The organism is Roseofilum capinflatum BLCC-M114, assembly GCF_030068505.1.
Classification (GTDB): domain Bacteria; phylum Cyanobacteriota; class Cyanobacteriia; order Cyanobacteriales; family Desertifilaceae; genus Roseofilum; species Roseofilum capinflatum.
Genome location: NZ_JAQOSO010000084.1, coordinates 73,829 through 99,800, shown reverse-complemented (window position 1 = coordinate 99,800; position 25,972 = coordinate 73,829). Strand labels below are relative to the sequence as shown.

Below are 25,972 nucleotides of genomic sequence, written 5' to 3'. Positions count from 1 at the left end.
ATGGAATTAGGGTTTTATGGAATCAAAAATCAGGGTATATCAAAATGAAAAAATACATTCATCTATATTTTCTTATTCTATAACTAACGTCAACCTCATCCTGGATTAAACTTAATCTCTACTATTCTAGGATGAGGCTTTGATTGATTTTGTTGGTCTGATCTTGTATCGTGTTCACCCCAAAACAGATGAAATATAGAAAAAATAGAAAGTCTGCTGAAATTGCTGTCATTGGTATGAGCTGTAGATTTCCAGGAGCCAACGACTACAATCAGTTTTGGCGAAATTTAGAGAAAGGAATTAACAGCATTACTGAAGTTCCAAAGCAAAGGTGGGATGTCGATCAATATTATTCTCCTACGCCGCAAGAGCCGAATAAAACGATCAGTCGATGGGGGGGGTTTGTAGAAGGGATTGAAGACTTTGATACTCAATTTTTTAGCATTTCGCCTAGGGAAGCCAAGAACGTCGATCCACAGCAGAGACTGTTATTAGAATTAAGCTGGTCTTGTCTAGAAGATGCTGGCTATTCGGCTAGAGAGTTATCGGGAAGTCAGACCGGTGTTTTTATTGGTGCTTGTAACTATGATTCAATCCTCTTAATGAATCAGAACCAAGAAAAAATTGAGGGACATAGTGGAACAGGCACTTGGAGTTGTATGATTCCCAATCGGATTTCGTCCTTCTTTAATTTTCATGGGCCAAGCATACCGATAGATACCGCCTGTTCCAGTTCTTTAGTGGCCATTCATTATGCGATGAATGCCATTAAAGAGTCAGAATGTGAAATGGCTCTGGTAGGTGGAATTAGTGTGTTGTTTACTCCAACCACCTATGTACAAATGAGTCAACAAGGCATGTTGTCTCCTACAGGTCAATGCAAAACCTTCGACCAAGACGCTGATGGATATGTACGGGGAGAAGGGGCCGGGATGGTCTTATTGAAACCCTTGGATAAGGCGATCGCCGATGGAGACCGTATTTATGGGGTCATCAAAGGTAGTGCAGTTAACCATGGAGGCAAAGCGCGGACACTCACCTCGCCCAACGTCTACGCCCAAGCCCAAGTCCTGCGTACTGCCTATAGTAAAGCCAATATTTCCCCAGACACCATTTCCTACATCGAATCCCATGGTACAGGAACCCCGTTAGGAGACCCCATTGAAATCAATGCCCTCAAACGCAGCTTTCGGCAACTGTACCAGGAATATAAAGTACCAGCCCAAAAGTTCTACTGTGGCTTAGGAGCGGTTAAAAGCAATATTGGCCATTTAGAAGGAGCATCAGGAATCGCCGGATTTATCAAAATTCTGCTATCGCTTCAACATAAGAAACTAACTAAAATTGTCAACTTCAATGGACTCAACCCTCGCATCAAAATTCAAGATAGTCCATTTTATATCATTGACAAAACCCAGAAGTGGAAGAAACTGAAAACTGAATCCGGTAAAAAAATCCCCCGTCGAGCCGGAGTCAGTTCCTTTGGCATTGGTGGAGTTAATGCCCATGTGATCGTCGAAGAAGCTCCTCGTCGGGCGAGAAACCCCTTAAAACATTTGGTAAAACCTTCATCGGGTTATCATCTTTTCAATTTATCGACCCACAGCAAAACGTCCCTAGAGAACCTGGTTAAAAGCTATCAAACTTATCTGAAAAAGAATCCGAAAACATCTTTAGCCGACCTCTGTTATAGCCTGCATCAAGGGCGGGAATCTAACTTTCCGGAACGATTGGCGATCGCCACTAAAACCCCCCAAGAACTACAACAGCAACTCAACCTCTTCCTCAAACAGCCCGATAATAGCGCCGTTATTCGGGGGAAAGCTTTTGGCGAAGCCCCAAAGATCGCCTTCCTCTTCACCGGACAAGGCTCTCAGTACCCCAACATGGGTAAAGAACTCTACGAAAGTCAACCCGTATTCAAAGATACTTTAGAGACCTGCAACAAACTCCTCAAACCCTATCTAAAACCCTCCTTACTCGACCTGCTTTACAACCCCAAGTATGCGGAGACACTTCACGAAACCGAATACACTCAACCTGCTTTGTTCTCTGTGGAATATGCCCTAGCTAAACTGTGGGAATCCTGGGGAATTCAACCGGATTGGGTCATGGGTCATAGTGTGGGAGAATACGTGGCCGCCTGTATCGCCGGAGTCTTTAGCCTGGAAGATGGACTGAAACTGATCGCTGCGCGGGGGCGGTTAATGCAGCAACTTCCCCCTGGGGGCGAAATGGTTTCCTTGTTAGCCACAGAGTCGGAGGTAAGCGAACTGCTGGCGCAAGTGAAGACCAAAAAACCGGTAGAAATTGCTGCCTACAACGGCCCCAATAGTATCGTGCTTTCTGGGGAACAAAAAGCTGTGCAAGCAGTTATTGCCCACTGTGAGAAAATGGGCATCAAAACCAAACAACTGCAAGTGTCCCATGCCTTCCACTCTGTCCTCATGGAACCGATGTTGGCAGAATTTAGGGCAGTTGCTGAAGAAATTGACTTTCATTCACCCAATATTCCCCTGATCTCTAATGTTACCGGGGAAGCGATCGCCCAAGAAATTGCCAGCGCCGACTACTGGCTCACCCACATTCGCCAACCCGTCTACTTTGCCCAAAGCATGGCAACCTTAGAGCAACAGGGGTGTAAAACCTTCCTGGAAATTGGGCCCAAACCCATCTTACTGGGCATGGGGCGGCAGTGCGTAGCCGATGGAGTGGGCAGTTGGCTGCCGTCTCTGCGTCCGCAAGTTGCTGAAGAAGAGCAAATTCTCGCCAGTTTAGGGGAACTCTATGTGCAAGGATGCTCCGTGAATTGGTCGAGCTTTTACTCAGAACACCAGTATACAAAAATCTCTTTACCCACCTATCCCTTCGATCGCCAACGGTATTGGATCGAATCCCAACCCATCCAACCCAAACAAAACCTCATTACCGGTAAAGTCCTCCATCCCTTGCTGGGGGAGAAACTTCTGTTAGCAGGAATTGACCATCAACAGCGCTTTGAATCTTACCTGGCAGAAACTTCTCCAGGGTATCTCAAAGATCACCGAGTGTTCGATCGCGCCATTTTTCCCGCTACCGGTTACCTGGAAATGGCGATCGCCTGCGCCAAAGAACTCTTCAATGCCCATCACTTAGTCGTCGAAGAAGTGACCATCAGACAGGGCTTACTACTCCCGGAAAACGAGGTTAAGCGGGTACAAACCCTTGTTACCCCGATCAGCAAACAGCGCTACCAGTTCCAGATCTACAGCACCTCGGCCGATCGAGATGATCCCACCTGGACATTGCACACCGAGGGGAAATTGCTGCATAGCACATCAGCCTCTCAATGTCAAGTTGATCTCAAGGAACTGGAAAAAACTTGCACCACAGAAATCACCTGTCAAGACCATTACCACCAGTATCAACAGAGGGGTCTAGACTACGGCGAAAGCTTCCAAGGGGTGCGGCAACTCTGGACAGGAGACGGCAAAATCCGCGCCAAGCTTGAACTGGCGGGGGAAGTGACCGAAGACCTGAAAGAGTATCATCTTCATCCGGCTCTGCTCGATGCGGCCTTCCAAGTTCTGGGGCAAGCCATGGAGAGCAGCCAACCCGATGTTACCTATCTACCCATCGGTATTGACCAGCTTACCCTCTATCATCGTCCTGGGGCGAAGGTCTGGGCGATCGCCGAACTCGATCCTCAAACCGGAAAAGGCAACATTAACCTAGCAGATGACCAAGGAACCCTCTTAGTCGAGATCAAAGGACTCACCCTGGTCGCCACCACGGCCTCAGCACTCCTGCGGAGCTTGCAACCCGGTTTAGGCGAAATTTATTACCGGCTCAGTTGGGAAGAGATGCCCTTAAGATATCAACCGGAAGCGCAACCGGGTAAATGGCTCGTCTTTGCTCCCAATGGACAACTAGCCGAAGCCGTAGAAAAAGCACTCAAACCCCAGGAACAAACCTGTATTTGGATCTCGGCGGGTAAAAAATTCCGCAAGTTCAAAACCCCCCACTATCAAATCAACCCGACGGAGAAGGAACACTATCAAAAATTGCTCCAGGATCATCCCGATGTGACCGGTATTGTCCATTTGTGGGCAACAGCAGAAGTCCGCGTAGGGGCGGGTTCACCAAGATCTCGCTTGGAAGACCAAAAAATGGGTGAACCCGCCCTTACCCATCTCGCTAGTATCCTCCATCTGGTGCAAGCTCTCAATCAAGCGAAAATCAACCCCCTGCTGTCGCTGGTTACCCAAGGAACTCAAAACGTTCTTGATGCTACGGAAGTTACTCAACCTCAGTATGCAACAGTGTGGGGTTTGGGGCGATCGCTCGTTCTCGAACAGCCCAAACTCAACTGTCGGCGCATTGACCTCGATCCCAATACCGCCATCGAGTCCAGTATTCCCGGTTTAGCGGCCGAGTTGCTCAGTGAGAACCCCGACGATCAAATTGCCCTGCGTCAGGGACAGCGCTATGTGGCGCGGTTGGAACACCGGAAAACGCCAGAGAGCCACGACAGGCAACCGGTACAACTGAAACTCTCTGAATACGGCTCCATCGACAACCTCACCTGGGAAACCCTAGAACGTCGTGCCCCAGTCGCGGGAGAAGTCGAAATTGAAGTGAAAGCCGTCGGACTGAATTTCCGCGATGTTCTCAACGCCTTGGGAATGCTCAAAGACTACTATGCTGAACATTTGGGCATCACCCATGCCGATGAATTGACCTTTGGCTTTGAATGTGCGGGAACCATTGTTGCCGTAGGGGAAGGGGTGAGCGAATGGAAAATCGGCGATCGCGTCATGGCCACCTTACTCAATGATGGCTTTAGTAGCTACTTGACCACCCCCGCTAACCGGGTGATACCCCTACCCAAACCCCTGAACTTCACCCAAGCGGCGACCCTGCCCTTAACCTTCCTCACCGCCTACTATGGCTTGCAGGAATTGGCAAAACTCAAAGCTGGGGATAAGATCTTAATCCATTCTGCTGCCGGAGGAGTCGGTCAAGCCGCCGTACAAATTGCCCAAGCTGCCGGAGCCGAAATTTTCGCCACCGCCAGCCCTGGAAAATGGGACTTCCTCAAATCTTTGGGCATTCACCACATTATGAACTCCCGTACCCTCGACTTTGCCCAACAGATCCAGGACAAAACCCAAGGCAAAGGGGTTAACGTCGTCCTCAATAGCCTGAATGGGGACTTCATCGATAAAAGTCTAGAGATCCTAGCCCCCAAGGGGCGCTTTGTAGAAATTGGTAAAATCGGCATTTGGAGTGCCGAAGAAGTCAAAGCCAAACGCCCCGATGTGCAATACTTCCCCTTTGACTTGGGAGAAGTGGCGACAGCGCAACCGGATATTGTCACTCAACTGGGCAACGCTCTGGCTCCCCAATGGGAAAACGGAACCCTCAACCCCCTGCCTCACCAAACCTTTGCCAGCACAGACATTAAAGAAGCCTTCCGCCATATGCAACAGGCCAAGCATATCGGCAAAGTGGTCATTTCCCTACCCGAACAACCCAGGGAAGTGACGATCAAACCCCAAGCCACCTATCTCATTACCGGGGGGTTAGGAGCATTAGGCTTAGAAATTGCCGAGTGGATGGTTAAGGAAGGAGCCACCCACCTGGTGTTAACCTCCCGTCGTTCACCGTCGGAAACGGCTCAAGCGAAAATTGCCCAACTTGAAAATATGGGCGCATCCATTACCACCGTGGCGGCGGATATTTCCACAGCCAAAGATAACAGCCAACTCCTAGAGCAAATTGCCCAAATCTTACCCCCACTCAAAGGCATTATCCATGCAGCCGGAGTTTTAGACGACGGACTACTGCAAAGCCTGACTTGGGAGCAATTTACCAAAGTCATGGCTCCCAAAGTCCTGGGAACCTGGCATTTACACCAACTCACCCAAGAATTACCCCTAGATTTCTTTATCTGCTTCTCCTCTATTGCTTCCCTGTTTGGATCGGCCGGACAAAGTAATTATGCAGCCGCTAACAGCTTTATGGATGCGATCGCCCATTATCGGCGAGGATTAGGGTTACCTGCGCTTACCATTAACTGGGGCCCCTGGGGTAAAGTGGGCATGGCCGCGAATTTAAGCGCAGAACTGCAACAGCGTTTAGAAGAGAGTGGACTGCGATCGCTCGACCCCGAAGAAGGAATGCGAGCCATATCCGAACTCCTATCAGCCAGCGAAGCGCAAATGGCCGTCGTTCCCGTGGAGTGGCCCAACTTCCTGCGCCAACTGCCTGAGCAGCAAAAACACGCCACCTTCGAGAAATTTAGCTCTCGCGTCCATGAAGAAAGTCAGGAGGAAACCGAGGCAGAAAACCAAGCCGAAGAAAACCGCTTACTCGACCAACTCCAAGCTGTCCCCAGCGCGGAAAGAGAGGATCTGCTCTTAAGTCTACTCGAACCGAAAATTGCCCATCTTTTAGGCATGAAAGACGGAAAAATCGATCCTGAAAAACCCCTCACCATGTTGGGACTTGATTCCCTGATGGCGGTGGAATTACGCAACCTACTCCAGCGACAACTGGAGGTCGATATTCCCATTCCTAAACTGATTGAAGGAATTAGTATTCTTGAGATTGCCCAATGGGTCACTCAGCACTTATTATTAGAGCAACTTAGCGCTGTAGACCATTCGCTCACTGAAGATAGCCCAGAAGAAGATATGGAGGAAATCACTCTATGAATCTCACAGAAATTTTATCAAAAGCGAACAGTGCGGGCATCAAACTCTCTTGCGAAGGGGATGAGCTGAAAATCCGCGCCCCCAAAGGAGCCTTAACAGCCGAAATGCGAGAACTGCTCTCGGAAAATAAGCCAGATCTGTTAAAACTTCTGCAAAAGAAATCCACAGAAAATTCCCTTCCCCTGGTTCCCAGGGAGAGGCAGGGTAAACTTCCCGTCTCCTATCAGCAGGAGCGGTTGTGGATGGTTAGCCAGCTCATGAGCGATAGTGCAGCGCTGAACCTTTGCCAAGCCCTGCGGATTGAAGGTAAAATTGATGCCGATAAACTTCAGTATAGCTTAGATCAAATGGTGGAACGCCACGAGACCCTGAGAACCCAGTTTGCCTGGGTTGAAGGGAGTTTGGTGCAAGATATTTTACCGAGTCTAGAGGTCAATCTGGTCATCGAAACCTATGAAAAACTAAGCAAGTCGAAGAAGCAAGCGGTTATTCAAGAGCAAGTCGATCGGGCAATTCGTCAATCGTTTGATGTGTCCCAAGCGCCTCTGTTTTGCGTTACTCTGTTGCAATTGGGCAAAAAAGAAGCGGTATTAATTTGCGTATTTCATCACATTATTACCGATGGTTTATCTCAAGATTTATTCTCTCAAGAGTTGTTGAAACTCTATGATGCTACCTTATCAAAAGAAGCCAACCCTCTTCCTGAATTAGAAATTCAATATGCTGATTATGCAAGTTGGCAACGAGAATGGTTACAGGGAGAAGTTTTAGAGAAAGGATTAGCCTATTGGCAGCAAAAACTTACCGATCCTCCTAGCTTCTATCCGGTTCCGATCGATGTGTTTCAACCCACCATTGTGCAAACCAGAGGAATTCAAAAATATTTTCAAGCTCCCTCCTCAATTGCGAATTCACTCCAGGATTTTGCTCAAGAGAATAATGTTACCCCGGTTGTTGTTTTACTCTCGGTTTTTTATCTCCTTATTTATCAATATTCTCTGCAAAAAGATATTGTTGTCGGTTTTCCAGTATCAGGTCGTTCCCAAGCAAAAACCCAAAAAGCGATCGGTTTTTTTGCCGACATCATGGTATTGCGGGCCAAGCTTGAAGATAAGTTGACCTTTAAGAATTTACTCGCTCATATTAAAGAGACCACTTTAGAAGGTTATACCCATCAACATATTCCTCTCAATTATGTGAGCGAATTCATTCAGCCAGCAGGAAATCAAAGCTATAAGAACTTATTTCAACTGTTTTTTGACTATATTGATGTGGGTGAAGAAGCGCCCACTTATAACAATATTACGACCACATCTATTGAGGAGAAATTACCGGCTGATATTGATTTATTTTTTACACTTATTAAGATTGAAGGGGAGTTGAGAGGGTCATTGACCTATAGCTCTGAGTTATTTACTGAAGAGACTATTTCTGGTTTCATTGATTCCTATCTCCTCATGTTGGAAACGGCCCTCAATGCACCAGAAACTGCTCTGAAAAACTTCCTCCTCTCTCCAGCACTAGAGACTCATAAAGGGGAAATTCATAGTCAAGAGAAGGTGCGATCGCTCCTAGAAACCGCATTAACTGCCCAACCGGAGGTTAAAGAATGTGCGGTTTTATTCCAAGATAACCAGAAAATTGCCTATGTAGTCGTCGATGACCCGTTTGTGGTGGATAAACTCCGCTCTACGCTGAATCAATCCGCTCTCACTTTACTGCCCGATGCCTATGTGCCGGTTTCTACGCTACCGAAAGCCCCATCTGGGGATTTAGATGAAGCCGCTTTAAGCCAACTGGAAATCCTGGATGCTGAGGTGATCGCTCGCTGGGAAGAACAGTTGCGATCGCATCCCGACATCGAACAAGTTGCCGTCATTACCCAACCCCGCACCACCTACACCGTCGCCCGTGAAGACGCGGGGGATGTAGGGGCGGGTTTACCCACATCTTCGTCTCCTAAACGAGATCTTGGTGAACCCGCCCTCCCCCCCAAAACCTGCGAAGTTGATGAGATTGCTGAATCAACGGAGTTTGACACCTGGGTGGACTTACTGCCCGGAACAGAAAACCCTGCCATTTTCAGCACGGATAACCGCCAGCCTCTCACCCATGCAGAACTCAAGAGCTTTGTGCAGAAGCGGCCCGAAAATGCCAGTCTGAGTGCATTGGGGATTAAATTAGGCGATCGCGTCTGTTCTGCCCTCCCCAACGGGCCGGAAGCCGCTCTAGCCTTCCTCTCCATGGCTCAAGAATGCGTCTTTGCCCCCATCAACCCCGCCTTAACCGAAAAGCATGTCCTCTTTGAACTAGAAGACCTAAGCGCCGTTGCCCTGATTCTCAAACGGGGAGAAACTGAGAACGACAAACTCAAAGCCTGTGCCGAAAGCGTGAATGTGCGCGTCATCGAACTCATTCCCGACCCCGACGTTTGCGGACTTTATACCCTAGAAGAAGTCACCAGCAAAAAGACCAAAGTCAAACCCGTCACACCGAAAAAACCGAGCCGGGATGATGTTGCCCTCGTCTTGCACACCAGTGGCACAACCAAACGGCCCAAAACCGTCCCCCTCACCCATGGCAACCTCACCGCAGGCTCGCTCACCATCAGCCGCACGATCGCCATTACCCCAGAAGACACCTGTATCAACGTTATGCCCCTGTTCCATATTCATGGCTTATCCGTGAATATTTTGGCCACCTTCTTGGCGGGAGCGAGTGTCATTTGCACCCCTGGACTCTATGGCGCAGATAACGGCGTTGAAGGCTTCTTTGAGTGGCTCAAGCCAGGGGATGGCAGACCCGCACCCACCTGGTATTCAGCCGTTCCCACCATGCACCAGGCTATTTTAGAGTATGCAGAAGAGGCGATCGCCAAAACTGGCAGCCCTCCCCCCAATTCCCTGAAACTGATCCGCAACTGTTCGGCGGCTCTCCTGCCTACCATTGCCGAACGCATGGCCGAGGTTTTCAACTGCGAAATTCTGCCCACCTACGCCATGACCGAATCCATGCCCATTTGCAGTCCCCAAGTGGGTAAGGGCTTGTCTCGGCGGGGTTCCGTGGGTCAAGCGGCTGGGCCAAAACTGATTATCGGGGAAGTAGACGAAACTGGCAAAGGTAAACCCAAACTGAAGATCCTGCCCCCCTTCGCCGAAGGGGAAGTCATGGTACGCGGCGCTTGTGTCACCTCCGGGTACGAGTTGCGCGACTGGATGGACTATAACCCCAATGAAGAAGCCTTTATTGACGGTTGGCTGCGAACGGGCGATAAGGGCTACATCGATGAAGACGGCTATGTGTATCTCGTCGGTCGCTTCAAGGAAATCATTAACCGGGGTGGCGAGAAGATCAGCCCGATGATGATTGAAGATATTGTGCAACAACATCCGGCTGTCGGTCAGGTGGTGGTGTTTGCTGCACCCCATGAACTGTGGGGAGAAGTCGTTGGCGCGGCCATTGTCCTGGCTCCCGGTGAAACCAAGCGCCCTTCCTTAGCCGCTCTGCGTCAGTTTGTTTTGCAACAAAAAGAGATTGAGTTCCAGTGGTTGCCGGAGTGTTTGGTGTGGATGGAATCGATTCCCAAAGGAGCCACCGGCAAACCCGCCCGCATTGGACTGGGTAAGCGCTTGGGACTGCCAGAGATGCCGGAAAATGCCAAGGATGCCCCCCATACCTTCATCGCCACGGAGAAAGGCGACGGCACGTATATTTTAGAGACACCGGAGCATCAACCCCAGGATGACCATGGGGAATGTTACACCTTGCATCAGTTGGCAGCTTATTTTACGTCTAAGACTCCCGACTTACATTTACAGGGTTTGAACGTGCCCGACCTCCTTGGTCATCCCACGTTTATCAGCCCCTCCGCTCTCATTCAGTTACCGGAATTGCCCTTAACCCAGAGTGGCGAAATTGACCGCAAGAAACTCCGCAACCTGGCAACTCTAACCCCAGAATCCAGCAGTCCGGCCGCCCTAGAGGGCAATGAAATCGAGCAAACCATTGCTAAAATTTGGTGCGAAGTGCTTCAGTTGGAAACCGTGGGTATTCATGATAACTTCTTTGAATTGGGCGGTAAATCGGTGTTGTTGGTTCAGGTCTATAGTAAATTGCAAGAGCAATTCAATCTGAACTTAAAAGTCGTCGATCTTTTAGCCTATCCCACCATCCATGCTCTAAGCGAATATATGAGCAGCAGTGGATCAGAAAAAACGGCGGCTAAAACTGCAAAAGTGAGCAACGAAAAACGGTTAACCAAACGGTTAGAAAAAGCCAAAGCCAAAAAAGATCGCAGCAGCGCCAGGAAGAAACACCGGGCTTCTGCAAGGGAATAGACCTGATGGGGGGATGGGGAGACTAGAAACCGGGTTTCTTCCAGAATCTCGGATAGGAGCCAAACTTGCTAGAAACCCGGTTTCTCCCCATTCCAAAATTACTAACTACCAATAGAAAAAATATAAAGAAAAACTAAAATGACCAGCGACTTAAATCAAACTGAAGACTATCCCATTGATGAAAATGATATAGCCATTATTGGCATGTCGGGGCGGTTTCCGGGGGCCAAAACTATCGATGAGTTTTGGCACAACTTAAAACATGGCGTAGAGGGGATTTCCTTTTTATCGGAATCTCAACTGTTAAAATCGGGCATTGAAAAAGACTTGCTCAGTAACCCAAACTATGTTAAAGCGAGTGGTTCAATTGAAGATATCGATCGCTTTGATGCCCAGTTTTTTAACTATTCTCCCAGGGAAGCGGAAGAACTCGACCCCCAGCAGAGATTGTTTCTGGAATGTTCTTGGGAGGCGATCGAAAGTGCGGGGTATAATCCAGAAGTCTATGATGGCTCGATTGGGGTGTATGCGGGGAGTGGACTGCCGACTTATCTGATGTCCCACTTAGGAGAAAAGGATTTTATTGTCCTCAGCAGTCGTTCCTTTGAGCAGATGGTGGCTAATGATAAGGACTATTTGGCCACTAGAGTCGCCTATAAACTGAATTTAACCGGGCCGGCCATTAATGTGCAAACCGCTTGCTCCACCTCCCTCGTCGCGGTTCATCTAGCCTGTCAAAGTATTCTCAATGGGGAATGTGACATGGCTTTAGCGGGGGGCGTTTCGATTCAAGTGCCCCAAGAAGTGGGCTATCTGTATCAAGAGGGGATGGTGTTATCTCCCGATGGCCATTGTCGTGCTTTTGACGAGAAGGCACAAGGAACGGTGTTTGCCAATGGGGTTGGAGTCGTTCTGTTGAAAGGGTTACAAGATGCTATTGATGATGGCGATCCGATCTATGCGGTGATTAAAGGATCGGCGATTAATAATGATGGTTCGTTAAAATTGGGCTATACTGCGCCCAGTGTAGAAGGACAAGCCGCCGTCATTTCTGAAGCGCAGGCGATCGCCGATATCGATCCCAGTACGATATCCTATCTAGAAAGCCATGGTACGGGAACCAAGCTCGGCGACCCTATTGAAGTAGAAGCACTCACCCGCGTGTTCTCTGCGGAAACCGACGAAAAACAGTTTTGTGCCATTGGTTCAGTGAAGACCAATGTGGGACACTTAAACACGGCTGCTGGTGTAGTCTCGTTGATTAAAACAGCGTTGTGTCTCAAGCATCAGACCCTAGTCCCCAGTCTAAACTTCGATCGCCCCAATCCCCAAATTGACTTTGACAATAGTCCCTTTTATGTCCATACTGCTTTGTCTCCCTGGGAAACCGAACAGCTTCCCCGTCGCGCTGGGGTAAGTTCGTTCGGAGTCGGGGGAACCAACGCCCATCTGGTGCTGCAAGAACCGCCACCCGTGGAGAAAGAAGAGAATGAACTCGACAGACCGGCACATCTCCTGGCTCTTTCTGCAAAGACTCCGCAAGCCTTGATAGATGCAGCCGCCAATTATCAGAATTATCTGCAACAGAACCCGGATGTCAATCTAGCCGATGTTTGCTATAGCGCCAATACGGGACGCGCTCCTTTCCCCTATCGTTTGGCTGTGACTGCAACCAACACCCAAGAGTTAGCGGAAAAATTATCCCTCGATGATGGTGTAGGGGAGGGTTTGAAACCCGCCCCTACCGCCCCCAAAATCGCCTTTTTGTTTACCGGACAAGGGTCGCAAGCAGAAAATATGGGGTTGCAACTCTACCAAAATTCTCCCGTATTCCGGGATGCTCTGGATGAGTGCAATGAACTGCTCGACCTAAAACCCTCATTACTCGAAGTTCTGTATCCCGATCTGTATAAGAAAAAACGGGGGAGAAAGCCCAAGAAATCTGCAATAGATGAAACCGCTTATACCCAACCCGCCCTGTTTGCGGTGGAATATGCCCTCGCTAAACTCTGGCAGTCTTGGGGGGTTGAACCCTCTGCTGTTATGGGTCACAGCGTAGGAGAATATGTGGCTGCGGTCATTGCGGGCGTGTTCAGCCTGGAAGATGGGTTAAAACTGATTCAAGCGCGGGGTCAGTTGATGCAACAGTTGCCTGCGGGCGGTGGTATGGTTTCTGTCATGGCTTCCACGGTGAAGATTGAGCCATTGTTGAGTGGATATGGGGAGAAAGTGGCGATCGCCGCCATCAACGGCCCAGAAAGTACGGTCATCTCTGGAGACAACGGCGCATTAGCCGAAATTAGCGCCAAACTCGAAGCGGAAGGCATTAAAACCAAAGCGCTGCAAGTCTCCCACGCCTTCCACTCTCCCCTGATGGAACCGATGTTAGCCGAGTTTGAAGCCGTGGCGAAAGAACTCACCTACGAGCAACCGCAGCTTACCTTAATCTCCAACGTCACCGGAACCCTAGCCGATGCCAGTATTACCACTGCTCAATATTGGGTCAATCATGTGCGTCAACCGGTGCGGTTTGCCCAAAGTATGCAAACCTTGCACCGACAAGGATATGACCTGTTTCTCGAAGTGGGGCCGCAACCCATTCTCCTGGGCATGGGGCGTAAATGTTTACCCCCAGAGGTTCCTGAGCGGAGTCGAAGGAACAGGACTTGGTTGCCCTCTCTGCGTTCGGGAGTCGAGGACTGGGAGCAGATGCTATCCAGTTTAGGCGAACTCTATGGGCAAGGCGTAAACATTGATTGGGTAGAATTCGATGCCGAATACAGCCGGAAAAAGCTCGTACTTCCCACCTATCCCTTCCAACGGGAACGGTATTGGATCGAACCCTTCGCCAGCCGAGGAAATAATGGGGCGGGTTTACCCAATATCTCCCCATCCCCCCATTCCCCCATCCCCCCATTCCCCCATTCCCCCACTCTCCTAGGTCAAAAGTTCCCCTTACCGTTGACGGATCAGGTGCGTTTTCAAACTTACTTTAGTCCGGAGTTTCCCTCCTATGTCAAAGATCACCGCTACTATGGCAAAGTGGTGGTTGCGGGAGCCTCCCATATTGTCATGGGTTTGTTGGCAGGTCAAGACTCTCTGAAGCGCGAAGCCTGTGTTTTAGATGACATTGAGTTTATGCAGATTTTGGGAGGAGATGACGAGCGATCGCTGCAAGTCGCCTTGCAAGGTAACCCTGGTGAATATGAGTATCAATTAATTAGTTGCATTGCGGGTAGTGAAAGTGACCCGTCCGCCGATTGGATTGTGCATACCAAAGCTAAGATCAGAGCGCCTAAACCCTCAGAATTAAACCGGGAAGCGATGGATTTAGAGGCGATTAAATCCCGATGTCCGCGCCATTTGTCCAGTAGTGAGTATTACTCGGCTGTCCTTGACCCCTTAGACGGACAGTTTACATTAGGCACAACCTTCCAATGGACAGAAGAGGCTTATCTGGGTGATGGAGAAGGGTTAATTAAGCTCAAATCCCCATCGAGTCATCCGGAGATGGATGAATATTGGCCCCATCCGGGAATGGTGGATGCGGGAATTGTGCCCGTGGCGCTGCTTTCGGTTTCTAAAGAGTCTGAGAATGGTTCAGAGTCCACGCAACCGGCTGCCTATGCGTTTACAAGTGCTGACAGCTTTCGTTTTTTGCGGACTATTGACAAAAATGAACAATTGTGGTATTACACCAAAATTGATGAGTTTCTGAGTCCGGGACAATTGCGCGGCAACACGGTTTTACTCACTTCAACCGGTGAAGTGGTGGCGGAGTATATCGGTATTGACTTCCGGGAACTGAGCCGTAAGTTGCTGTTGAAGAGTTTCGGCTTGGATTTGGATGAGTGGTACTATCAGGTGCAATGGCAACCCTCCGACACTTCGGCTGCGCTCAGTGCGGCGCTCCCCGATGTAACGGAACCGGCTGTGGAGACACAGGAGAAAACGGGAACCTATTTGGTGTTAGCGCCCAATCAGACTTGGGGCGATCGCCTCTCGAAAGTCCTCAGCGAAAACGGATACAGCGCCATTCTCGCCTATCCCGGAGACAGCTATCAGCAAATCGACGACCATCATTATCAACTGCAACCAACAGCAGTAGAAGACTTTCGCCAATGGTTGGATGGGGTTCGCGCTCAGGAGGAGAACCTACTGGGCATCCTGCATCTGTGGAGTTTAGCCGAAACCCATGGACTGCCGAAGAAGAAAAAGCGCGGTAAATCTCCATCTCCTGGGATGGCTCAGATGCAAGAGCTAACCTGTGCCAGTATTCTGCACCTGTTGCAAAGTTCCCCATCAGTCAATGACTTGCCCCCCCTCTGGCTGATCACCCAAGGAGCGCAGCAGGTGGGAGAAGAATCTCTAGTCGCTCCCTTATCTTCGCTGTTGTGGGGTCTGGGTAAGGTCATTCCCATGGAACATCCAGAACTCAATTGTCGCTGTGTGGATTTAGATCCCAGTGCCAAGAGTCCAGAAACGGATTTAATTACAGAGCTGTTATCCGCCCTTCGACTCCGCTCAGGAAGCGCAGATGGAGAAAATCAGGTCGCCTATCGCAATGGAGAGCGTCAGGTGATGCGGATGGTGAGGGGACAGGTAGACAGTACGGGCGGTTTCACCCAATTATCGTTTGGTGTAAGGGCGGGTTCTGTAGGGGCGGGTTTCGCTTCGCGACATGAAACACCAGGATCTCGCTTGGAAGACCAAAAATTGGGTGAACCCGCCCCTACGGAGGCCGCAGAATCGTCTTATCTGATTACGGGAGGATTAGGATCGCTGGGTTTAGAACTGGCTCAATGGTTAGCCAGCAACGGAGCAGGACACCTGATCTTAACCGGACGCTCCAACCCTTCCAACCTTGCCCAGGAAACGATTCAGAACATAGAAGAAACCGGGGTCACGGTCTCCGTAATCTTAGGCGATATGGGCCAAGAATCCGATGTGGCCGATCTATTTAAGCAGATTAAAAAGTTGCCCCCACTCAAGGGTGTGATTCACGCGGCTGGATTATTGGATGATGGGGTGTTGCAACAAATGACTTGGGAGCGGTTTACCCAAGTGTTGGCTCCGAAAGTGGCGGGAGCTTGGTATTTACATCAATTTACTAAAGATCTGCCGTTAGATTTCTTTGTCTGTTTCTCGTCTATTACGTCCCTGTTGGGTTCCCCCGGTCAAGGGAATTATGCGGCTGCCAATGGCTTTCTAGATGCGATCGCCGCCTATCGTCGTAGTCTAGGATTACCGGGACTGAGTATTAACTGGGGGCCGTGGGCCAATATTGGTCTGGCCGCTCGCATGGGGGCCCAGCAACAAAATCGTTTGGCAGATCAAGGGATTCAAATGATTCCCTCGGAACAAGGTCTGCAAGCATTTGAGGAATTATTAGGAATGGGTTCTGTAAGGGCGGGTTTCGCTTCGCGACATGAAACACAAGGATCTCGCTTGGAAGACCGAAAATTGGGTGAACCCGCCCCTACGGAAGACCAAAAATTGAGTGAACCCGCCCTTACACCTGCACCTACGCAGATGGCTGTTTTCCCGGTGAACTGGCCCCAATTCCTGACCCAAATGGGGATTAATCAATTGCCTCCGATGCTGGCTGAAATTGCGGGTCAATTCGATCTGGCAAATCTGGGCACGTCCTCTGGCCCGAGGTTACGGGAATTTTTAGAGCAGGTAAAAGCCGCATCGGGCGATCGCCGCCACCTGATGCTTCTGGACTATCTCACCACCACGGTGGCCAAGGTTTTGAGGCGACCCAAAGATTTGCCCGACCCGGAAGAGGGCTTCTTTAACCTGGGTCTAGATTCCCTGATGACCATTGATTTAGCCCAAAAAATCCAAAACGATTTAGGCATTTCCCTGTCCTCAACGGCCACATTTGAGTATCCCAATATTCAAGAATTGGCCGGTTATGTGGATGGGGTGATTCCCAAACTCGAAGCGGTGGAAACTCAATCCGAAGAAGCGGTTTCTGAGATTGACACGGAGCAGTTAATGCTAGAAATTAGCCAATTATCAGGAGAAGATCTAGACCGCTCAATTGACCAAGCCCTAACCGAACTCTATCAACTTATCAATTAAAAATTAAAAATTAAAAATTAAAAATTTATGGACAGTCAACTTTCTAAAGAACAACGCCTTCTCGTAGCGGTTCGCCAGGCGATCGCCAAACTGAATCAAATTGAAGAATCCAAAAGCGAGGCGATCGCCATTATAGGCATGGGATGCCGATTTCCGGGAGGGGGAGAGAGTCCAGAAGCCTATTGGGACATGCTCAAAACTGGCAAAGATGCCCGGTGTGAGATTCCTAAAGACCGATGGGATATTGACCGCTACTATGACGAAGACCCAGAAGTACCGGGGAAAATGTATGTCCGTCAAGGGTATTTCCTAGAGCAAAAGGTAGATCAATTTGAACCCGCCTTTTTCGGGATTTCCGGATTAGAAGCGGCGAAAATGGACCCTTCCCAGCGCCTGCTCTTGGAAGTGAGTTGGGAAGCCTTAGAACATGCGGGAATTGCCCCCAGAAGCCTGAAAAATACGGAGACCGGGGTTTATGTGGGTCAATGTTTTAATGACTACGCTAGAGTCGGCTCGGATATCTCCGTGAATCAGTTACCGGATTTTTATCTCGGAACTGGGACGGCCATGAATATTACTGCCGGTCGCATTGCCTATGTTTTGGGACTGCAAGGGCCGACGTTCTGCCTCGATACCACTTGTTCATCGTCTTTGGTTACGGTACATTTGGCGGCCCAAAGTTTACGCCTAGGGGAATGTAACTTGGCCCTGGCGGGAGGGGTGAATCTGATGCTCCATCCCTCCGTAACCCATGGATTTTGTAAGGGACGGGCTTTAGCTGCCGATAGTCGCTGCAAGACGTTTGACGCGAGTGCAGATGGATATGCTCGCGGAGAAGGCTGCGGGATGTTGGTATTAAAACGAGTGAGGGATGCGGTTCGGGATGGCGATCGCATTTTAGCCCTAGTTCGCGGTTCCGCCATCAACCATGATGGCCCCAGTAGCGGCCTCACCGTTCCCAACCAACAAGCGCAGAAAAAGGTGATTCGCCAAGCGCTGAAAAGTGCCAAACTTGACCCCTCACAGGTCAGTTATGTGGAATGTCACGGTACAGGAACCTCCCTCGGTGACCCCTTAGAGGTCAAGGCATTAGATGAAGTTTACTGTCAAAATCGCGACAAAGACAACCCCCTGATGTTGGGAGCAGTTAAAACCAATGTGGGCCACTTAGAAGCGGCTGCTGGCGTGGCTGGACTGATTAAAATTATCCTCTCTCTACAACACGGAGAAATCCCCGCCAACCTCCATTTTAAGCAACCCAATCCCCGGATTGAGTGGAATAAAATGCCCCTCAAAGTATTAGCAAAATCAGTTCCTTGGGCACGCGGAGAACAGGAAAGAATTGCCGGAATTAGTGGCTTTGGCATGAGCGGAACCAATGCCCATGTAATTCTCTCGGAAGCCCCCCAACTCAGTTCCCTGAGCGTGGTTACCGAGCGGAGTCGAGGTAAAGTCGAAGGGAAAGAACCACCCTTTAAGCGCCCCACTCAAGTTTTAACCCTATCCGCCAGAAGCGAAAAATCCCTAGACGCGCTCATCAGCCGCTATCACCAAGATTTAGCGAATCGAGAGTTTAAATTAGGCGATGTTTGCCATACCGCCAACACCGGACGCACCGAATTTAATCATCGCTTGGCGTTAGTGGTCAAAAGTGAAGAAGACTGTGTGAAAAAACTGCACAAATTACAGTCCGGTGAAGACGATCTTCCCGGAGTTTATCGTAATCAGTTAGGCAACATTACACGCGGCCCAAAAATCGCCTTTTTATTCACCGGACAAGGTTCCCAATATATCAATATGGGACGGGAACTCTATGAAACCTCTCCCGTATTTCAGCAGGTAATTCAAGAATGCAATGAGCTATTAAATTCTGAATTGGAAAAACCCCTACTTTCCATTCTCTATCCAGACACCGAAACCGGGGAAGAAATCAATCAAACCGCCTACACTCAACCCGTATTATTTGCCATCGAATATGCCTTAGCCAAACTCTGGCAATCTTGGGGCATTGAACCCGATGTGGTCATGGGTCACAGTGTGGGAGAATATGTAGCCGCAACCCTTGCCGGAGTCTGGAGTTTAGAAGAAGGACTCAAGCTCATTTCGGCACGAGGACGACTGATGCAGCAACTCCCGGCTGGAGGTGGCATGGTGTCGGTGATGGCTTCCCAGGAGAACGTCCGTCCCTTAGTGGAGTCGTTTGGGGAAAAAGTCAGTATTGCCGCTCTCAATGGCCCGGAAAGTACGGTTATTTCGGGAGAAAAAGAAGCCTTAGAATCCATCAGTTCTAAACTAGAAGCGGAAGGAATTAAAACCAAAGCGCTGCAAGTTTCCCACGCCTTCCACTCGGCTCTAATGGAACCCATGTTAGGGGAATTTGAAGCGGTGGCAAAAGGCATTAATTATCAAACCCCGCGCATTCCCATGGTTTCTAATCTCACGGGACAATTAGCGGACTCTAGTATTACCACTGCTCAATATTGGGTCGATCATATTCGCCAACCGGTGCAGTTTTATCCCAGCATGAAAGTGTTAGCAGAACAGGAGGTGGAAATCTTCCTAGAAATTGGCCCCAAACCGATTTTATTGGGCATGGGTCGGGAATGTTTAATGGGGTCGAAAAAAACTTGGCTGCCTAGTTTGCGTCCCGGTAAACCGGATTGGGTGCAGTTGCTGCAAAGTTTAGCCCAATTGTATGTACAAGGATTTAAGGTCGATTGGTTGACTTTTGACCAAGGTTATGGTTATCAGAAAGTGACCTTACCTACCTATGCTTGGACAAGACGGCGCTATTGGATTACAGATTTACAAGAGTTTAAAGATAGAGTAGTTTCTGAACCGGTAGCTGAAGCGAAAACCACACCCAAACCTGCACCCAAACCCAAACCCGAACCGGTTCTAGCGGCTAAATCGGAGAAGGGAAAACTGCGGTTAATTGCTCCGGAAACGGTGGCTTCATGGCAAAGAAATTCTCCCGAAGAAGCGCCGGTTTCTCGCAAAATCAAGTTATCTCTACTGCCGATAAGCTCACAAGATCTAGAGCCGAAACCGGCTTCTGAGGAAACGGTTAAACCGGTAACTCTTGCTGTTCCTGCTGTTCCCCAACCTTCTATTGATATGACTGAATTAAAAGAAAAACTGAAACACCAATTAGCGGAAGCGCTCTATCTAGAGCCGGAAGAAATTGAAGAGGATCAAACCTTTATTGATTTGGGTTTAGATTCGATTGTGGGTGTGGAATGGATTAATACAATTAATAAAACCTACGGCTTAAATATTAAGGCCACTAAGCTTTATGATTATCCCAACTTGCGCGACTTTACGGCTTATATTGGCCAGGAATTAGGCAAGACGGGAGTTGCTCCCACGGAAACCCCAGCAACCCCGGCAACTCCGGAAACCCCAGCAATTCCAGCAACGGCTCCCGCGCCTACGGTGCAAGTGAATAGTGGGGAAATTATGCAGACGCTGAAAGCCCAGTTAGCGGAGGCTCTGTATCTGGAATTGGATGAAATTGGGGAAGATCAGAAGTTTATTGATTTGGGTTTAGATTCCATTGTGGGTGTGGAATGGATTAACACGATTAATAAAACTTACAATTTGGATATCAAGGCCACGAAGTTGTATGATTATCCTACTTTGCTCGATTTTTCAACTTATATTGGGGGAGAAATTTCGCGATCGGGTTCGGCTAGTGCAGCAAGGGTTTCTCCGATGCCGAGCCAACCTGCTCCGACTCCTTCTCAACCGCAAGTAGAGGTCAAGCCGATAGCTACTGCAACTGCTCCGGTAGCGGCTAAACCTTCTCCAGAAGAAGCGCGGCAGAAATTGCGAGCAATCTTAAATCAGGTGGCTCGAAAAGAGCTATCAGTTGCTGTGGCCAATCAAATGATTCAAACCTTAAAACAAGAGGCTAAACTTTAGGAGATGATTATGGATAAGGATAAAATTTTAAGTTTGATTAGAAAGTATACCCGCGAAGTGGCTCCAGAATTGGAAGATGCGCCCCTAGAGCCGACGGATAGCTTGAAAAGTTTAGGGGTGGATTCGGTGAATCGGGCGGAAATTTTGATGATGGTGATGGAGGATTTGGATCTGAATATTCCGCGTGTGGAGTTGGCTGGCGCTAAGAATATTGGTGAGTTGGCTGATTTGTTTGTGGCGAAGTTGTAGGGTGTTGTCAATGTCATTGCGAATGGAGCAAAGCGGAATGAAGCAATCTCGATTATCTCCGAATCTTAGCGATTGCTTCCCTTCGGTCGCAATGACAAGGGTTTAACCAAATTTGATCTAATTTCTTCGGCTGTCGCCGACCTGAAATTTTTTAATTTTTAATTTTTAATTTTTAATTGATCTAATGGTGCAGTTGCCGACTCGAATAAATGTTACGGGAATGGGGGTTTTAACGGCGATCGCCCAAACCATTCCCGATTTTACTCAAGCTCTGTTTGAACAGAAAACGGCGTTTGGCTATCTGAAACGCCCTGGAAGGGAAGGAGCAGAGCCGTTTTTGGGGGCGGAATTGCCGGATCTCGATATCCAGTCCAAGCTCCCGGAGCATCGGGGACTGTTGCGAACAGCGAGTTGGAGTTCCCAGGTGGCAACGTTGGCGCTCTCTGAGGCTTGGCAGGATGCGAAATTAGAGACAGCTATTAGTTCTGGAATCGTGAACCCGGAACGGATCGGCTTGGTGGTGGGTGGCTCCAATTTTCAGCAGCGATCGCAGCAGGAACTCTGGCAAAAGTATCAATCTAAACCTCAATTTATCCGCCCCACTTATGGCTTAACGGTGTGGGATACGGATATGGTGGGCATTTTGTCCCAATGTTTTCCCATCCGAGGCGAAGGCTATACCGTCGGTTGCGCTTCAGCCAGTGGAGCCTTAGCCATTATCCACGCCGCCCGTCAGATTCTCACGGGGGAAACCGATGTCAGTATTGCTGTGGGAGCGCTGTTTGATTTGTCATCCTGGGAATGTCAGGGATTGAGAAATTTGGGAGCCATGGGCAGCGATAAGTTTAGCGATCGGCCAGAGTTAGCCTGTCGCCCTTTTGACCAAGACCATGATGGATTTATTTATGGAGAAGGCTGCGGCGTGTTGGTGCTAGAGCGGGCGAATCTGCGGGAGATTACAGCAGAGGAGATTGCGAGCGCCGATCCCCCTAAATCCCCCTTAGAAAGGGGGACTTTCACGACTGCCCCCCTTAGTAAGGGTTGGGGGGATCTTGACAACTGCTGTAAGGTGCATGGAACCCTCTTAGGCTGGGGATTAGCCCTAGATGGCAATCGCGCCACTGACCCCTCCCAAGCGGGAGAAGAAAGAGCGATGCAGGCAGCGTTAACGATGGCAAATTTGCAACCCGAACAAATTGATTATGTAAATACCCATGGAACCAGTTCTCCCCTGGGAGATAGAACGGAGGCAGCCGCCCTAAAAGGTGTTGGTTTATCCCATGCTTTAGTGAATTCCACTAAGTCCTTAACCGGCCATTGTTTAACCGGTGCAGGGGTTGTTGAGGCGATCGCCACTCTGCTACAACTGAAAGCACAGCGCTGTCATGGTACTCACAATCTGATTCATCCCATTGACCCCAATTTGAATTGGGTAACCGAGGCTGCTATACCTGCGGAAATCAAGTACGCCATCAGTAACAGTTTTGCCTTTGGCGGCATGAATGCGGCGATCGTTTTTGGCCACAAGGAGGTGAAATAGGAGATTATGAATATTCAATAGTAGAAATTTGGGCGATCGTTAACTGACTAATATCATCTTCACTAAGTACAAACGATATAGTATAATCATTGCAAAAGTCCTAGGAAAACCCATGAAATCAGTTGGTATTGAAGCTCTAAATATCTATGGAGGAGCCGCTCAATTAGATGTAGCAATTTTAGCGAAAGCTAGAGATTTAGACCCCACTCGGTTCGAGAATTTACTCATGAAAGAAAAGAGTGTGGCCATGCCCTATGAAGACCCAGTTTCCTTTGCCGTCAATGCCGCCAAACCCATTATTGATGAGTTAACAGACTCAGAAAAAAAACGGATCGAATTAGTCATTACTTGCAGCGAATCCGGGATTGATTTCGGTAAATCCATGAGTACCTACATCCACGATTATCTAGGACTCAATCGCAATTGTCGCATGTTTGAACTCAAGCAAGCCTGTTATTCCAGTACGGCTGGATTTCAGATGGCTTTAAACTTTATTTTAGCCCAAACTTCTCCCGGAGCCAAAGCCTTAGTGATCGCCACAGACCTCTCCCGATTTATTATCGAAGAAGGAGGAGAAGGACTTAGTGATGATGCTTCCTATGCAGAACCGAGTAATGGCTCTGGCGCGGTTGCTATTTTAGTGAGCGATAACCCCAAAGTTTTTCAAGTCGATATAGGCTGTAATGGCTACTATGGTTATGAAGTCATGGACACCTGTAGACCCACCCCAGATTCAGAAGCCGGAGATGCAGATTTATCTCTCCTTTCCTTTTTAGATTGCTGTGAAAATGCCTATCTTCAATATCAAGAACGGGTCGAAGATGTGGATTATGAAAACAGCTTTGGCTATCTCAGTTTTCATGCTCCCTTTGGGGGAATGGTTAAAGGAGCGCATCGGAGCATGATGCGGAAGTTTAAAAGAGCAAAACCACCCGCTATTGAAGCCGATTTTCAACGTCGGGTGATGCCGGGCTTAATCTATTGTCAACAGGTGGGAAATATCCTTGCTGCCACCATTTTGTTATCCCTAGCCAGCACCATTGACAATGGAGAATTTCATAGTCCTAAGCGCATTGGGTTATTTTCCTATGGTTCCGGATGTTGTTCCGAGTTTTATAGTGGTGTGGTAACCCCTGAAGCTCAACAATTGCAATCTAAACGGGGGATGGCGGCCCATTTATCTGACCGATACGCTTTAAATATTGACCAATATGAAAAGTTATTGCGCGATAGTGGTTTAGTTGCGTTTGGCACTCGGAATGTACAGTTAGATTATCAATTATTCCCAGAAGTTTGGCAAAATTTTGAGGGCACAGGTCGCTTAGTCCTCAAACAAATTAAAGAGTTTCACCGGGAATATGAGTGGGTGTAATCATGAACTACCAAACCCTAAAAATCAAGTATCAACCGGCGGTGAAGCGCATTCAGCTTTACCGTCCCGAAGCTCAAAATACGATTAATAGCCAACTGACTGAAGAATTATTATCTGCTCTGCAAGCCACGGAACAAGAAGAGTCGATTAAGATTATTGTTTTGGAAGGCTTACCAGATGTTTTTTGTACTGGAATGGATTTCCAAGAGGTTGCAGAAAACCCAACTGATGACCCCAAGGAAAGTTCCGAAAACTACTATAATATTTGCCGCTACATGACCGAAAATAGTAAGGTTGTAATTTCATTGGTACGGGGAAAAGTACAAGCCGGTGGAGTGGGTTTTGTGGCAGCCAGCGATCTGGTGATTGCCGATGAAACTGCCACGTTTGTGTTATCTGAATTATTATTTGGTCTATTACCCGCTTGTGTGTTGCCTTTTCTGATTCGCAGAGTCGGATTTCATAAAGCCTATCGTTTGGCATTAACGACCCAGGAAATTTCTAGCTCAGAGGCTCATCAATGGGGTTTGGTGGATGAATATAGCCCCGATGCTGAAAAGAATGTACGCCAATATTTTCGCCGATTGAAATATTTGCCGACTGAGGGAATTCAACGGTTAAAGCAGTATACTCAAAAGCTGTGGATTATGGATGATGAAACCAAGGATCTAGCCGTAAATACGATTTCCGGGTTAGTGAGCGATCGCCAGATTCAAGAAACCATTAGACGCTATGTTAAAGAGGGGGTGTTTCCATGGCAAACCTAAATTCAGGAGTCGTTCAACTCTCCGAATTGGGCAATGGTGTTGTTCAAATCACCATGAGAGACCAGGAGTACCGCAATACCTTTTCCCACGGCTTGATTAACGGACTCTATGAGTGTTTTGGTGCAATTGCCCAAAATGAAACCTACAAGGTCGTTATTTTAACTGGTTATGATAACTATTTTTGTTCTGGAGGTACAAAGGAAGAACTCATTCGTATTCATCGACGGGAAATTAAGTTTGATGACTTAGATTTTTTTAGAATTGCTCTCGATTGTAAATTGCCCGTTATTTCAGCCATGCAAGGTCATGGCATTGGCGGCGGTTTTGTGTTGGGATTATATGCCGATTTGGTGGTGTTGAGTGAAGAAAGTATTTATACCACCAATTTTATGAAATATGGGTTTACCCCAGGCATGGGATGTACCTTGATTGTCCCCCACAAATTGGGCGGGGGTTTGGGTGCAGAACTGATGTATACGGCCGAGAATTATCGGGGTAAGCAGTTGGCAGAGCGCGGAATTGGGTTTCCGGTCTTGCCCCGAAAGAAAGTATTAAATTATGCACAAAAAATGGCGCAGGCGATCGCCGAAAAACCCCGTTTATCCCTCATCACCCTCAAAGAACATCTCACCGCAGAACTTCGCGGCAAACTCCCCCCACTCATTGCCCAAGAAGTTGCCATGCATGAGATTACCTTCCATCAACCGGAAGTTGCCGAGTTGATTAATATCAGATTTGGGGAAGGAAATCAATCGAGCGCTGCATCCTTGGTTCAGGAAAAAACATCGGATGAAGAAGACATTTTAACCCAACTCCAATCCGGGGAACTCTCCCTAGACGCTGCCGAATCTTTTCCCTTAGGAGAAACTCAGAACGAAGAAGACATTTTAACCCAACTCCAATCCGGGGAAATTTCCCTAGACGCTGCCGAATCTTTTCTCTTAGGAGAAACTCAGAACGAAGAAGACATTTTAACCCAACTCCAATCCGGGGAA

Annotated in this window: 8 protein-coding genes and 1 pseudogene; all 9 read left to right on the top strand. The window is 48.5% G+C overall.

From position 1 onward, the window contains the following. Positions 1–188: 188 nt before the first annotated feature. On the top strand, positions 189–6,698 hold the full coding sequence (locus PMG25_RS15675; protein WP_283767837.1) for a type I polyketide synthase: 6,510 nt from the start codon (positions 189–191) through the stop codon (positions 6,696–6,698). Further along, entirely contained in the window at positions 6,695–11,035 is a 4,341-nt protein-coding gene (locus tag PMG25_RS15670) for a condensation domain-containing protein (protein ID WP_283767836.1), read from the top strand. Before PMG25_RS15675 ends, PMG25_RS15670 begins: the two co-directional genes overlap by 4 nt. Before the next feature lie 138 nt (positions 11,036–11,173). Continuing rightward, entirely contained in the window at positions 11,174–17,125 is a 5,952-nt protein-coding gene (locus PMG25_RS15665) for a type I polyketide synthase (RefSeq protein ID WP_283767835.1), read from the top strand. 27 nt (positions 17,126–17,152) lie between these two features. After that, positions 17,153–21,049: a type I polyketide synthase gene (locus tag PMG25_RS15660; protein ID WP_283767834.1), complete on the top strand. Its 3,897-nt coding sequence runs from the start codon at positions 17,153–17,155 to the stop codon at positions 21,047–21,049. Between the two features lie 9 nt (positions 21,050–21,058). After that, complete coding sequence (locus tag PMG25_RS15655) at positions 21,059–21,298, top strand: acyl carrier protein (RefSeq protein WP_283767833.1); 240 nt, start codon at positions 21,059–21,061, stop codon at positions 21,296–21,298. 184 nt (positions 21,299–21,482) lie between these two features. Next, on the top strand, positions 21,483–22,838 hold the full coding sequence (locus PMG25_RS15650) for a beta-ketoacyl synthase N-terminal-like domain-containing protein (RefSeq protein WP_283767832.1): 1,356 nt from the start codon (positions 21,483–21,485) through the stop codon (positions 22,836–22,838). A 112-nt stretch (positions 22,839–22,950) separates the two neighbouring features. Continuing rightward, positions 22,951–24,210 carry a hydroxymethylglutaryl-CoA synthase family protein gene (locus tag PMG25_RS15645; protein ID WP_283767831.1) on the top strand — a complete coding sequence of 420 codons (1,260 nt, stop codon included), beginning with the start codon at positions 22,951–22,953 and terminating at the stop codon, positions 24,208–24,210. A 2-nt stretch (positions 24,211–24,212) separates the two neighbouring features. After that, positions 24,213–24,977: an enoyl-CoA hydratase/isomerase gene (locus tag PMG25_RS15640; RefSeq protein WP_283767830.1), complete on the top strand. Its 765-nt coding sequence runs from the start codon at positions 24,213–24,215 to the stop codon at positions 24,975–24,977. Further along, positions 24,965–25,717, top strand: a pseudogene (locus PMG25_RS15635) (polyketide synthase); the annotation flags it as partial. The gene PMG25_RS15640 and the pseudogene PMG25_RS15635, both read left to right, overlap by 13 nt. Between the last annotated feature and the right edge of the window lie 255 nt (positions 25,718–25,972).

What these genes read in the sequence shown, in the direction of transcription:
- PMG25_RS15675 (WP_283767837.1), top strand. Translation starts at nt 189, where the DNA reads ATGAAATATAGAAAAAATAGAAAGTCTGCTGAAATTGCTGTCATTGGT.
- PMG25_RS15670 (WP_283767836.1), top strand. Translation starts at nt 6,695, where the DNA reads ATGAATCTCACAGAAATTTTATCAAAAGCGAACAGTGCGGGCATCAAA.
- PMG25_RS15665 (WP_283767835.1), top strand. Translation starts at nt 11,174, where the DNA reads ATGACCAGCGACTTAAATCAAACTGAAGACTATCCCATTGATGAAAAT.
- PMG25_RS15660 (WP_283767834.1), top strand. Translation starts at nt 17,153, where the DNA reads ATGGACAGTCAACTTTCTAAAGAACAACGCCTTCTCGTAGCGGTTCGC.
- PMG25_RS15655 (WP_283767833.1), top strand. Translation starts at nt 21,059, where the DNA reads ATGGATAAGGATAAAATTTTAAGTTTGATTAGAAAGTATACCCGCGAA.
- PMG25_RS15650 (WP_283767832.1), top strand. Translation starts at nt 21,483, where the DNA reads ATGGTGCAGTTGCCGACTCGAATAAATGTTACGGGAATGGGGGTTTTA.
- PMG25_RS15645 (WP_283767831.1), top strand. Translation starts at nt 22,951, where the DNA reads ATGAAATCAGTTGGTATTGAAGCTCTAAATATCTATGGAGGAGCCGCT.
- PMG25_RS15640 (WP_283767830.1), top strand. Translation starts at nt 24,213, where the DNA reads ATGAACTACCAAACCCTAAAAATCAAGTATCAACCGGCGGTGAAGCGC.